Raw genomic sequence first — 12615 nt, 5'->3', positions numbered from 1 at the left:
CGGGCCGTACCTTTCGACCTGCAAACACACCAGTGATCGCCGCCAACCTACGTTCGGCCGCCGATTCGAGGCAATTGCGGCCCATTCTGCGGACACGGGGCCGACGCACGACACCGCCGTGTCTCCGACCGGTACGGCCGGAGACACGGCGTGCAGCTGTCCGGATGGCTAGCGCACAGTGCGGTACGCCGAGTGGACGGTCTGGGTGGCGGTGTTGCCGTCGGTGTCGGTCAGGGCCGCCCGGAAGGAGACCGTGCCGGGCTTCTTCGGGTGGGTGAGGGTCAGATACCGCTTGCCGGAGTGGTCCGTGTGGACGGTGACCGTCTTCCAGGTGCGGCCGCCGTCGTACGACACGCGCACGGTCAGCGACTTCAGGTGGCCCTTGGCAGCGGCCGGACCCTGCAGCGAGAGCGGCACCGTGACGCGGGCGCCTGCCTTGGCGGTGTCGGTCAGGCTCAGCTTCGGGTGGAAGCGGACGACGGAGAGGGGGAAGGGGACCCCCTTGGTCTCGCCGTTGTCGCGGGAGGTGAAGGTCCACACCGCGTCCACGTGGTCGCTGGTCCGGTAGTCCTTGCCGCGCTCGGTGCTGATGGACAGCCGGTAGCGGGTCGGTCCGGCGGGCAGGCCGCCGTAGGTGCTCAGGCAGGTGTCGTCGGTGGTGGAGGTGAAGACCCGGGAGCCGGAGCTGAGCCGGGTGGTGATGGTGGCCTGAGGGAGGTAGGCCAGGTTGCCCGGGCCGTCGGAGAACATCGGCACGCACACGTAGTAGAACCCGCCGAGCCGTTTGGCGCCGGTTCCGGAGGCCGGTGCGATGGCCGGCCCGTGGACACCGCCGCCGAACGTGACCCGGTAGGTGTGGCCCGGCTCGAAACGGCGGTCGGTGAGGAAGTTGAACGTGTCCTCGTTGTGCGATCCGTTGCCGATCACGGCGCCCAGGTTCCAGCGCAGCCCGCGGTCGGTGCTCAGGAACTGCACGATGGAGGCGGTCGGCGCCGGGCGCCGGGATCCTGCCAAGGCGACGGACGCCCGGCCGAGCTGCGGCCAGTCGGGGATGGACCAGTTCACCTGGGGCGTGGTGTCGGCGCCGGTCAGGGTGGTCGCGACGGAGGTGTTCACTCGGGCCATGTCCCGGGTGGTGGAAAAGGTGCGGTTCAGGCCGGTGAAGAAGGAGCCGGTACGGGTGGTGACCAGGTTGTACGCCGGGGAGGTGGCGGTGCGCTGCCAGATCCCGCCGAACTGGGCGACGAAGGAGCCGGCCGGGGTGCCGGAGCCGATCTGGCCGAGGGCGGTGTCACCGGCGTCGACGAGGTTTCCGCCGACGTAGTCGTAGGCCGGCTTGGCGCCGCGGGCCGCGAAGAGGACCTGCGCGTCGCGCGCAGTGGCCCGGCGGTCGGGGGCGGTGATCTTCACCGGCTTGGCCCTGCGCCCGTCGAGGGTGAGGCTGGCGTCATGGTCGAGCGTCAGGCGGGGTGCCACCAGAAGGGCGGTCTTCCCCCGCGGGTCGGTGGTCTGGGCGTCGATCACATAGTGGCCCTTGGGCAGCCGCAGGGTGACCGTGCCGTCGGGATGGTTCTTGCCGTCGTCGAACGGCGTGTACTGCTTGCCGGTGTCCAGGTTCGCCACGATGACGCTGGGCGCGTCGTCGCGCTTGCCGTCGCGGCGGGTGACGGTCAGCTTCAGCTTGTGCGACTCCACCTCACGGACGACGCCCAGAGCGGTGCGCACCCTCTGTCCGCCGCCGGTCGCGGTCACCGCGCCGGAGTAGGCGCCGTCGACGCCGCCGAGCCGCGTGTCGGCGGTGACCGTGGCCTGCGCGGTTCCGCCGGCCGGGACGGTCAGCCGGGCCGGGGAGACCGTGAACATGCTGACGGGTGCGCTGCCGCCGCCGGGGTCGGTGACGTCGGAGGTCAGGTCCAGGGTGACGGGCTTCGTGCCCGAGTTGCGGTACGTCAGCGACCGGGTCGTCGGCTGGTCGTCGTCGTGCGGCCAGGTGGCGGTGCCGAAGCCGACGGAGGACGGCTCGGTGGTGACGTCGGCGCCGGTCGCCCGGTTCAGGTCGACCCGGCCCGCCCCGACCTCGTACGCGGTGGTGCCGGTCAGCGGCTTTGCCGAGGCGGTCAGCGCGGCCTTGATCCGCTCGCCGGTCCAGTCCGGGTGCTCCTGGGCGAGGATCGCGGCGGCGCCCGCGACGTGCGGGGTGGCCATGGAGGTGCCGGACATCTTCACGTACCCGGGCGCCACCTCCTCGCCCTCGCTGCCGTGGGCGGCCCGCGCGGCAACGATGTCGACACCGGGCGCGGCGATATCCGGCTTCAGCGCGCCGTCCGCGGTCGGACCGCGGCTGGAGAAGTAGGCGACCTCGTCGTGCCGGTCCACCGCGGCGACGGTCAAGGCCGACGCGGCCGAGCCCGGAGTGCCGACCGTGGTGTCGGAGGGGCCGTCGTTGCCCGCGGCGACCACGAACAGGGCGTGAGAAGAGGCCGACAGGGTGTTCACGGCCTTCTCCAGGGGGTCCACCCCGGGGGTGTCGGTGTCGCCCAGGCTCATGCTGACGACCTTGGCGCCCTGTGCCACGGCCCACTGCATACCGGCGATGATCGATGAGTCGGATCCGACGCCGGTGTCGTCCATGACCTTGCCGACCAGCAGCTTCGCACCGGGCGCCACACCCTTGTACTTGCCGTGGCTTTCCGCACCGGAGCCGACGATGGTGGAGGCGACGTGCGTGCCGTGGCCCTGCCTGTCGTCGGTCGAGCCGGAACCGGAGCCGGTGTCTGATCCGGCGAAGTCCTTGGTCTTGAGGATGCTGCCCTTGAGATCAGGGTGGGTGGCGTCGACGCCGGTGTCCAGGACGGCGACCTTCACGCCCTTGCCGTCGTAGCCCTGCTTCCAGGCCGCGGGGGCACCGATCTGCGCGACACCGCCCTCGGGATCGGGCGCGTCGCCGTCCTGGGCGGCCACCTTGATCCGTCCGTCGAGCCACACCCGGTCGATGCCGGGTGCTGCGGCCACGGCGGTGTGGTCGGCGACCGGGTCGGTCAGCGCCCGCCACACGTCGCCGATGTCCGGCTTGTCGGCGGCCAGTGCCACCCCGCGGACAGCGGGCAGCACCCGCTCGACGTCGGCGTCGGCGGCTGCCAGGGCACGTCGGGCCCCGGTCTGGGTGCCACTGCCGCCCCGGTAGGAGACGATCAGCGGCACCTGCTTGCGATGGGCGTCGTCGTAGCCGTCCTTGACGAGCTGCGTGATGTCGAACAGGCGACGGTCCAGCCGCCCGCTGTCCAGCAGCCGGGTCGCGTCCTGCGGGACGACGTAGGTGTGGCCCGCGAACCGCCGTATCGAGAAACCGATGTGCCCGCGGCCCGTGCCGCGCCGCACACCGGTCACCCGGCCCGTGCCGTCCATGCTCACGGTGTCACCGGTCACCAGCGTCACGTGGACGCCGGCCCGGGCCGACCCGCTCGCCGCTGAGGCCGCAAGGTTCGCCGACGAGCCCGCTGCCGCCGGGGTGACGACGGTGGCCGTGAGCCCGGCCACCGCCACCACGGCCGGTATCCCGTACACGGCACCCCGTGCCGTCAACCTCTTCCGTGTCCGGCTGTGCTTGTTGCGCAATGTGCTGTCTCGCTTCCCCGTAAGTCAGGTGGGTGGATGGTCGCGGATGAGGCCCGTCCGCGCGGGCGCACCGGCGGCCCGGGCCCACACAAGGGGGGTGTGAACCTGGGCCGCGTGAGCCGTCGGCGGTGCAGTACCGTCGGCCGTGAACGAGTCTTGGTCTCCTGGGAATTGGTCAGTAGCCCCTCTCGGGCAGTGAAAAATCGGGGGAGACGTCTGTTCGCGCGCGATCTCGGCCGTTCGGCCGGTGGGCGCGGCCCGCTACGTCGCGGAAGGTGGCCTTTCGGCTGACCCGGCTGTGCCGATGAAGGGATTAGGGTCGCGCCGTGGATCTCCTGAGCAGCGTGCGCGCCATCGGTGCGTCTCCCGCAACGGCCAGCCGTCGGCGGGGCCTTCTGAGAACGTTCGGCATCGTCCTTCTGCTGTTGGCGGCAGGCGGGGACGTGCTGTTGGCCGGCGCCGACGGCGGTTTGTGGTGGCCTCAGCTGGTGGTGCTTCCGATCGGTTTGGCGGCGCTCCTGTGGCCCGCCGCCCGGCGGCCGGAGTGGCTCACCACGGTGGTCCGCACCGCCGTGCCCGCGGTCCTCTCCGGCGCTGTGACGGCTGCCGTGTTCCTGTCCGGCAGGGAGGCGCTGTCCGGACCCGGCGAACTCGCGATCCTGCTGTGCCTGCTCCTGATCGCGGTGCGTGACTGCCCTGTGCCGTGGGCGGTGGCATGCGGTGTTCTGGACGGTGCCGCGATGATGGGGCTGCCTTACAGACAGGCCCCTGGCCATTCATCGGTCAATCCGTTCGGAATGCTGCTGCTGGCCGGCGTGGTCGCCGGACTCGGCGGGTACCTGCGCGCCCTGGACCACCGCCGGCGCGTGGCTGTCACCGAGACCCAGCGGGCCGAACGCCTGGCCATGGCCGCCGACCTGCACGACTTCGTGGCTCACCACGTCACCGGGATCCTGGTGCAGACGCAGGTGGCCCAGCTCCTTGCCATGGGTGACCCCGAGCGCCTGGCCGGGATCCTGAAGGACGTCGAACGCTCCGCCACGGAAGCCCTCGCCTCCATGCGTCGCACGGTCGGCCTGATGCGCGAGGCGCCGGAGGCCGGTGACACCGACCGCAACCCGACGGGCGATCTGGCCGCGCTGCCCGAGCTGGTGGAAGGCTTCGCCGGGCCCGTCGGCCCCAAGGCCGTGTTGCGCCGTGATCCCTCGGTGCCCGATGGGCTGCCCCATGAGATGCAGGCCGCCGCTTACCGGGTCGTCCAGGAGGCCCTGACCAACGTGCGGCGGCACGCCGCGGACGCCACCGAGGTGCTGGTCGGCCTGGCCTACGACGGCCGTGTGTTGGAGGTCACGGTGCGCGACGACGGCCGTGGCGGCACCCGGCTCCCCCAGGCCGCGCGCGGCGGCGGCTTCGGCCTGGTCGGGCTGACCGAACGGGTCACCGCGCTCGGCGGCAAGCTGCGCACGGGACCCCGCCCCGACCGCCGGGGCTGGGAGGTCACGGCGAAGCTGCCGATGGAGAAGCCGCCGTCGTGACCTTTGTGGCACGCTCTGCCACGCCGTAGAGAGCAGGAGCGCGGCCGCCGGCGCCGCCGTGAAAGAGACCGCCGGCCGGAGCCGGTAGTCGGGTGAGACCCGCGACGTCACGGTGCGGTTCGTTACTTGCCCGGCCCGCCGACTGCAGAATCCGGGCTGCCGTTGTCCCGGGCGGAGAGGACCACGTCCCGACCGGCGCCGGGGGCTCGTGACGTCCCGTCATCCGCCGTTCGGCCGAGCCCCAGCCCGTCCGGGCCGGTTGCTCATGGCCGTTCGACCGAGGCGGCAGCCCTTGCCACGAGGGGAGATTGGAAGCTCGTCAGGTGACAGGGGCAGGAGAGATGTGCATGGCTATCCGGGTGGTCGTCGTTGACGACCAGGACATGGTGCGTTCGGGATTCGCGGCGTTGCTGTCGGCGCAGAGCGACATCGACGTCGTGGGGGAGGCGCCCAACGGCCGGCTCGGCATCGAGGTCAGCCGCAGCACGCATCCCGACGTGGTGCTGATGGACGTACGGATGCCGGAGATGGACGGGCTGGAGGCAGCCCGACAGCTGCTGGATCCGCCGCCCGGTGTGGTGCACCGCCCCAAGGTGCTCATGCTGACCACCTTCGACATCGACGACTACGTGTACGAGGCCCTGCACGCCGGGGCCAGCGGCTTCCTTCTGAAGGACGCCCCGGTCGCCGAACTCGTGCAGGCGGTGCGGGTGATCGCCGCCGGTGAGGCGCTGCTCGCCCCCTCCGTCACCCGACGCCTCATCGAGGACGTGGCCCGGCGCCGCCCCACCCCCCGCCGGGACCCCCGGCTCCGACTGAACGGCCTCACGCCACGGGAGACGGAGGTTCTGCTCCTGGTGGCGCAGGGCCTGTCGAACGCGGAGATCGCCGCGAGTCTCGTGGTGGCCGAGCAGACGGTCAAGACCCACATGACCCGGCTTCTCACCAAACTCGGTGCCCGCGACCGGACCCAACTCGTCGTCCTGGCCTACGAGTCGGGGCTGGTCGCCCCGGGGGGATGTCCCAGCCTGTCCCAGGCCCCTGATACCCGGGTGTGACACCGGAGTCGGCACCTGGCTGCGACGTGTGCCTCATCGCATCTACGCTCACGATCTCGACCGGGCCCGCGAGAAGCAGCGGGAACTGCTCGCGCCGCCGACCTCGCTGAAAGCCCAACTCGACGGCCTTGAGTCGGAGATCACTTCCTGCTGCGTGAGACCCGCCCGGAGACGGTGGTACAGATCGGCACCTTCCTCGGCTGGTCCACCACCTGGATCCTCCAGGCACTGAAGGACAACGGCACCGGCCACCTGATACTCGTACGACATCGTGGACCACGTCGCACGCAACGACACCTCCCCCGTGCCGCCGAACCCGAATCGAGTGATCTGGGCCGAGGCGTCCGCCCCGCCCGGGGCACGAGCACGCTGCGGGCTCCTACGCGGATGCCGTAGGGACCAGGCGGCCGTGGAAGATGAGTGAGGCCGCCTGTTTGAGACGGCGGACGCGGATGCTGACCTCGTAGGCGTCGATGCCGTCGATGGCGGCGACGCTGGTGGTGAGGTAGCGGTAGAAGTGCTCGGCGTCGCGGCAGATGACGCTGACCATCAGGTTGTGGTGCCCGCTGATGGCACCAGCGAAGGCGACCTCGGCGTGCCGCGCGAGCGCCTCGCCGGCGTGTTCGAGGCGGGCGGGGGAGACCCGCAGCCAGAGGGTGGCGTTGAGGGTGTGGCCGAGGCGCTCGGGCAGTAGTTCCACGTCGTAGAAGAGCGTGCCCGAGGTCTCCAGGGCCTCCAGGCGGCGGGCGACGCGGGCGTTGGACCAGCCGGTGAGCTCGGCGAGGCGGGTGTGGGTGGTGCGGCCGTCCTCGGCGAGGGCTTCCAGCAGGGGGGCGTCCTCGTCCGTAGGGGGCCGCAGTGGGCCGGCGGGGACGGTTGGCCGGTCGGACGTGAGTTGCCGTACCTGTTCGAGGGTGAGGCCGTCGCCGTAGGCGGTCCATTCGCTGGTGCCGGTCTCGCCGAAGGGGTGCAGGAGGAGGTCGATGCTGACGTCCAGGACCGAGGCGGAGCGGGGCAGTTGGCGCAGGAGGATGTCGTCGCGGTCTGCCTCGACGGTGGAGCGGATCATGCAGATGATCTCCGAGCCGCCGGAAGCCAGGTTGGCGTAGGCGATGTCCGGCCGCTTGGCCAGGGAGTCCGCCAGGGGCCCGACCCGGTCGGGGCGGGAGCGGATGCGGGCCACCCACTGCGCCTTGCCGTGGACGGCCGGGTTGACCAGGCCGACCACGCGCATCACCCCGCTGCGGCGCAGGGCGTGGTAGCGGCGGGCGGCCGTCTGCTCCGACACGCCGGTCACTTCGGCGATGTGCCGGAACGAGAGACGGGGTGCGCACTGGAGGGCGTGGAGGATTTTCATGTCCACATCGTCGATCACGAGTGGAGTGTGACACATCTTCGGAGCTGCATAGAGGTTTCTGCTCGTCTTCAGCAATTGGCTTCGTAGTTATGGGCTGCGAGGCGGATGCTGGTCATGTCCAAAAGAAAGGGCGTGACTCCCATGGGTACGCGGCTGGCGCCGGCGGCGGTCTGTATCGGCAGCTTCGTCCTGATGACGCACCTCACCGCGACGGGCGTGGCGCCGTCCCATCGGACGGCGCTCCCACGGGCCGGTCTCTCCCGTATCCAGCGGGTGATCGATGACATGGCCCCGGTGCCCGCGGCGGCTCTCCTGAGGGCTGCCCGGCGCGGCGTCGCCGTCGCTCCCTGACCGGCCCGCGCCGGCCGGCGAGTCGGTGGCACCACCGCACAAGGGCAGTACCACTTCCCGAGAGAGGCATTCGTCCCCGTGGACCTCACCGCCGACGCCTTCCGCTCGACACCCCATTCGAGCGTGCTCGTTCCCGAGCCGAGCTGCGGGCCCATCCGGCCGCGCACCGGGCGGAGTTCGGGCTGACAGCGACGTAAACGGCGGAGCGCTGTCGCCAACCTACGTCTGGAGGACGCCACCGGCTGCGTCGCCCAGGCAGGGGCTGCCGACTTCGGCATGGCAGCCCCTGAGCACCACCCATCCCTCCCCACCCAACCGACTGCGGCGCACCACGCCGTACGGGAGAAAACGGAGAATTTCCGTGAACGTCACCGCACCGGCGATCGGGTCGACGGACAGGCGGGCGGCCACCGTCGTCATGGCCTGCCTCGGCGTGTTCGTCGCCTATCTGCCGATCACCACGGTTGCCGTCAGCCTGCCCGCCATCCAGCGGGCGCTGACCACCTCGACCGCGCAACTGTCCTGGGTCCAGGACGCGTTCGTCCTGCCCATGGCCGCGTTCATCCTGACCGCCGGTGTCTTCGGCGACGTCCACGGCCGCAAGAAGGTGTTCCAGGCCGGGCTGTTCTTCAGCGCGGCCGGCGCGGCTCTCGCCCTGTGCGCACACAACATCCAGACCCTGTGGGCCGGGCAGGCCCTGGCCGGCCTGGGCTCGGCCGCACTGCTGCCCACCACGCTGGCGCTGATCAGCCACGCGGTGCCCGACTTCCGCGAGCGCGGCAAGTTCATCGGCATGTGGGCCATGGCCCTGCTCGCGGCCCTGGCCGTCGGCCCGGTCATCGCCGGCGTGATCCTCGACCACTACTCATGGCGCTGGATCTACCTGCTGTCCATCCCCCTCTCGCTGGTCGCGATGGCCGTCGCCGCCCCGCTGCTGACCGACTCGCGCGCCCCGCACGGACGCAAGCTCGACTGGCCCGGCCAGATCGCCGCCGCCGTCGGCGTCACCGCCCTGGTCTACGGCGTGATCGAGGGCGGCGCCGACTCCTTCACCACGCCGAAGGTGGTCGCCGCCCTCGCACTGGGCGTCGTCGCACTGATCGCGTTCGTCGTCGCGGAGAAGCGCAGCGCCAGCCCCATGCTGGACCTGGCGGTCTTCCGCAGCGCGGCCTTCACCGCCACCGCCCTCATCGCTCTGATCACCTTCCTGGGGCTGATCGGCTTCTTCTTCGTCCTCAGCCTGTACTTCGGCATGGTCCAGCAGCTCGGCACCCTGGAGGCAGGCGCCCGCCTGCTGCTGGTCCCGGTCGCCGCGATCGTGGCCGGCGCCCCGGCCGGCCGCCTCATGCACCGCGTCCAGGCCCGCTGGATGATCACCGGGGGGCTGGTGCTGATCGCCGGGTCCCTGCTGGCCATGACCAACCTCGATGCCGACACCTCCTACGGCTCCATCGCCTGGCGCCTGATCGTGCTGGGCGTCGGCCTCGGCCTCGTCACCACCCCGATGACGGCCACCGCCGTCGCCGCCGTGCCGCACCAGCTGGCCGGCATGGCCTCGGCCGCCAACAACGCCTTCCGCCAGGTCGGCGGCGCGCTCGGCCCGGCCGTCCTGGGCGCCCTGCTGTCCACCCGCGCCGTGCACACCCTGCCCGGTCACCTCGCCGACGCCGGTGTGACGGGCACCCAGGCCCACACCATCGTCGCCACCGCCATGGACGGTGGCCTGGGCGCGGTCGCCGGGATGAACCTCGGCTCCACCGCCGGACAGGTCTACGGCGCCCTGGGCGACTCTCTCATCGACGGCATGCGGCTGTGCCTCATCGTGGCCGCGGTGCTGGTACTGATCGCCGCCGTGTGCGCGGTCACCCTCCTGCGGCGTCCCAGGCAGGCCGCAGGGGGTGCGGCGAAGGCCGCAGATACGTCTCAGCAGCACGGCCACGGCCCGGAAGACTCCGCCAAGAACGCCCGGGCGGCGAGCCCTGCTCAGCCCCTGGGACAACGGCGCGGCTGACCGGGCGATGCATGCGAGGGGGCGGGGCATTGCCCGGGCCGGTCACGCCGCCCCGGACGATGCCCCGCCCCCGTGCCGCGTCCGGGATGCCGTATGCGGTGACTCAGTGGCGGGCACCGAGCAGGGTGATGACCCGGCACGCCGTCCACACCATCGGCGGCTGTCGGATGCGAGTGTCCTGTGACGTTCCGCGGCGGGCGGCCCGGGGCGGTGTCGTCCCAGCGCTCAAGGCTCTGCGGGTTGGGTCAGAGCAGTTGCAGAAGCGTCTGAGTGAACTCCGTGGTGGTGGCATTGCCGCCGAGGTCGGGGGTGCGGACGTCGGTCTTGGCGAGTACCGCGGCGATGGCGTCGGTGATGTCCTTGGCCGCCTCGGGGTGGCCGAGGTGGTCGAGCATCAGGGCGGCCGACCAGATCGCGCCGAGCGGGTTGGCGATGCCGCGTCCGGCGATGTCGGGGGCGGAGCCGTGGACCGGCTCGAACATCGAGGGGAACTCACGTTCCGGATTGAGGTTGGCGGCCGGTGCGATGCCGATGGAGCCGGCGACGGCGGCGGCGAGATCGCTGAGGATGTCGCCGAACAAGTTTGAGGCGACGACCACGTCGAAGCGGGCCGGGTCGAGGACGAATTTGGCCGCGAGGGCGTCGATGTGCTCCTGGTCCCAGGTCACCTGCGGGTGCGCGGCGCCGCGCTCGGCGACCAGCTCGTCCCAGAACGGCATGGTGTGCACGATGCCGTTGGACTTGGTGGCCGAGGTGAGCCGCCCGCCACGCTGTGCGGCCAGCGTGAAGGCGTGGTCCAGGACGCGGGTGACTCCGGCGCGGGTGAACACCGCCTCCTGCACGGCCATCTCCTCGGGGAGCCCCCGGTTCAGGCGACCGCCGATCTCGCTGTACTCGCCCTCGACGTTCTCGCGTACGACGACGAAATCCACATCCCCGGCCGCTGCGGTGCGCAGCGGGCTGTCGACGCCCTCGAAGACGCGGATCGGCCGCAGGTTGACGTAATGGCGGAAGCCGCGGCGGATCGGGATCAGCAGCCCCCACAGCGAGATGTGGTCCGGCACGCCCGGGTAGCCAACCGCGCCGAGCAGGATGGCATCCTTGCCGCGCAACTGGTCGAGCCCGTCCGCGGGCATCATCGCGCCCTCGCGAACGTACCGCTCGCAGGACCAATCGTAGGAGGTGTAGGAGAAACCGAGGCCGTGGCGGGCGCCGACGGTGTCCAGGACCCGCTGAGCGGGCGGGAGCACCTCGGCTCCGATGCCGTCGCCGGGGATCAGCGCGATGCCGTGATGAGTCATAGCCATGCGCCGATTGCAGCAATCAGCCCACGACGCTGTCCAAGACGCTCTGCCGATCTGCCTTATAAGCCCTGCCTATAAGGCCCTGGGTCAGTACTCGATGGCATCAAGGGCGCAGGCCAGGAAGGTACGGGCGGCCGGTGACTGCTCGGTCCGGCGGCTGACCAGCGCGATCCGCAGAGTTGTCTTCGGCTCGATGTCCAGGACCAGTGCGCCGGCTCGCTCGGCCGTGGTGCGCCAGGAGTCGGTGACCACGGCGAGCCCGACCCCCGCGAGGACCAATGGAAGGATCGCCACCCGGTGCTCGGTCTGCGCCGCGATGGTGAAGCCGATGCCGCGATCGCGCAGCCCGTCCACGTAGGCACGCATGCCGGTACCGCGCTGACCGACGATCAGACGCTGCCCGGCCAGCTCCTCGCAGGCGACCGGCCGACCCGCGGGGAACGGCCCGTCGGGAGGGGTGACCAGCACGAATCGCTGTTTCCCGGCGGCATGGGAGAGCACATCCTTGTCGGTAAACGGCTTCGACGCGGCGAGCAGTCCCAGCTCGGCGGCGCCTGTACGCACCATGTCGACGACATCGCGGGAGGTGAAGGCGGCCCGGATGTTCACCGACACCCCGGGATAGCGGGCGCTGAACGCACGGATCATCGTGGTCAGCGGCTCCACCGCCTGCGAGGGCATGGCCGCGATGTCCAGCCGCCCCTCCCGCAGTTCGTGAACGGCTGCGACGCTGGCGCGGGCCGTCTCCAGGCTGTGCACAGCCGCCCGGGCCGGCTCGATCAACGCCGTCCCCGCCTCGGTGAGCACGGCTTTGCGGCCGATCCGGTGGAAGAGATCGCTGCCCAGGTCCCGCTCCAGCGCCTGAACGGCCTGGGAGAGCGATGGCTGCGAGAGGTACAGGGCCGATGCCGCCCGGTTGAAACCCCCGTGGTCCACGATCGCGAGGAAGTACTCCAGTTGCCGGATGTCCATGACCCCCATCCTCCACTTGGGGCGCCGTGCCGTGCCGTGAACGCCCTGCGGTCGGCCTTGCGGGTGCTCAGGAAGATGGGGTCGGGGCCGGTCATGCCGTCGGCGAGGATGCGGGCGGAGGCGGTGGCGACGCCGGTCAGGGTGGCAGGTTCGACGGTGGGCACGGGATAGCCTTTTATGCCGGGGACGTAGCACATGCGGCTGTGGGTGTAGTGGGCGTCCACGCTGTGGGCGATGCCCCGGCCGGGAGGGAGTTCGCGGGCCACGAACAGGGCTTCGAGGCTGGTGACCGTGGCGCTGGTGGTGAGGCGGCCGAGGTGGGTGTCGTAGCCGAACATCGCGGCGAACCGGGCGACGGCGCAGGCGCCGGGCGCCACCTGCCGTGTGCGACGGCCACGCACGCCGTGGCCGG

The 12615-nt window shown here is 71.2% G+C and carries 9 protein-coding genes; 5 read left to right on the top strand and 4 right to left on the bottom strand.

Annotated features, from left to right (window positions below; all coding sequences use genetic code 11):
- Nucleotides 1-168: 168 nt before the first annotated feature.
- Nucleotides 169-3564: a S8 family serine peptidase gene (locus ACWCRD_RS22525; RefSeq protein ID WP_450967576.1), complete on the bottom strand. Its 3396-nt coding sequence runs from the start codon at nt 3562-3564 to the stop codon at nt 169-171.
- Between the two features lie 386 nt (nt 3565-3950).
- On the opposite strand from ACWCRD_RS22525, the gene ACWCRD_RS22520 reads away from it, so the two are divergent.
- The 3 genes from ACWCRD_RS22520 (at nt 3951) to ACWCRD_RS22510 (ending at nt 6604) form a co-directional block, all read left to right on the top strand.
- Nucleotides 3951-5150, top strand: a complete 1200-nt coding sequence (locus tag ACWCRD_RS22520; RefSeq protein WP_450967695.1) for a sensor histidine kinase — start codon at nt 3951-3953, stop codon at nt 5148-5150.
- A gap of 347 nt (nt 5151-5497) precedes the next feature.
- Nucleotides 5498-6208 carry a response regulator gene (locus ACWCRD_RS22515; protein ID WP_450967575.1) on the top strand — a complete coding sequence of 237 codons (711 nt, stop codon included), beginning with the start codon at nt 5498-5500 and terminating at the stop codon, nt 6206-6208.
- Nucleotides 6209-6382: 174 nt separating this feature from the next.
- Nucleotides 6383-6604, top strand: coding sequence for a class I SAM-dependent methyltransferase (locus ACWCRD_RS22510; protein ID WP_450967574.1), 222 nt, complete (start codon nt 6383-6385; stop codon nt 6602-6604).
- Here the strand turns inward: ACWCRD_RS22510 and ACWCRD_RS22505 are convergent.
- The gene (locus ACWCRD_RS22505; protein ID WP_450967573.1) at nt 6588-7583 is read right to left on the bottom strand and encodes an Lrp/AsnC family transcriptional regulator; all 996 of its coding nucleotides are present in this window, start codon (nt 7581-7583) and stop codon (nt 6588-6590) included. The two genes, ACWCRD_RS22510 and ACWCRD_RS22505, sit on opposite strands and share 17 nt — an antisense overlap.
- A 96-nt stretch (nt 7584-7679) precedes the next feature.
- On the opposite strand from ACWCRD_RS22505, the gene ACWCRD_RS22500 reads away from it, so the two are divergent.
- A complete protein-coding gene (locus ACWCRD_RS22500; RefSeq protein WP_450967572.1) occupies nt 7680-7916 on the top strand; it encodes a hypothetical protein in 237 nt (78 codons plus the stop codon).
- A gap of 361 nt (nt 7917-8277) precedes the next feature.
- Nucleotides 8278-9927 (top strand): DHA2 family efflux MFS transporter permease subunit, encoded by a 1650-nt coding sequence (locus tag ACWCRD_RS22495; RefSeq protein ID WP_450967571.1) that lies wholly within the window; start codon nt 8278-8280, stop codon nt 9925-9927.
- 245 nt (nt 9928-10172) lie between these two features.
- Here the strand turns inward: ACWCRD_RS22495 and ACWCRD_RS22490 are convergent, their stop codons facing one another.
- Nucleotides 10173-11228: a tartrate dehydrogenase gene (locus tag ACWCRD_RS22490; protein WP_450967694.1), complete on the bottom strand. Its 1056-nt coding sequence runs from the start codon at nt 11226-11228 to the stop codon at nt 10173-10175.
- Nucleotides 11229-11318: 90 nt separating this feature from the next.
- Nucleotides 11319-12203: a LysR family transcriptional regulator gene (locus ACWCRD_RS22485; protein ID WP_450967570.1), complete on the bottom strand. Its 885-nt coding sequence runs from the start codon at nt 12201-12203 to the stop codon at nt 11319-11321.
- Between the last annotated feature and the right edge of the window lie 412 nt (nt 12204-12615).

The sequence above is a fragment of the Streptomyces sp. NPDC002092 genome (genome assembly GCF_053593775.1).
Note: the sequence above shows the minus strand (reverse complement) of the source record. Positions and strands in the feature narration are given on the sequence as shown.

Excerpts from the sequence above, each read along its gene's own strand:
- ACWCRD_RS22515 (WP_450967575.1), top strand. The coding sequence starts at position 5,498 with ATGGCTATCCGGGTGGTCGTCGTTGACGACCAGGACATGGTGCGTTCG.
- ACWCRD_RS22500 (WP_450967572.1), top strand. The coding sequence starts at position 7,680 with ATGTCCAAAAGAAAGGGCGTGACTCCCATGGGTACGCGGCTGGCGCCG.
- ACWCRD_RS22490 (WP_450967694.1), bottom strand. The coding sequence starts at position 11,228 with ATGACTCATCACGGCATCGCGCTGATCCCCGGCGACGGCATCGGAGCC.
- ACWCRD_RS22485 (WP_450967570.1), bottom strand. The coding sequence starts at position 12,203 with ATGGACATCCGGCAACTGGAGTACTTCCTCGCGATCGTGGACCACGGG.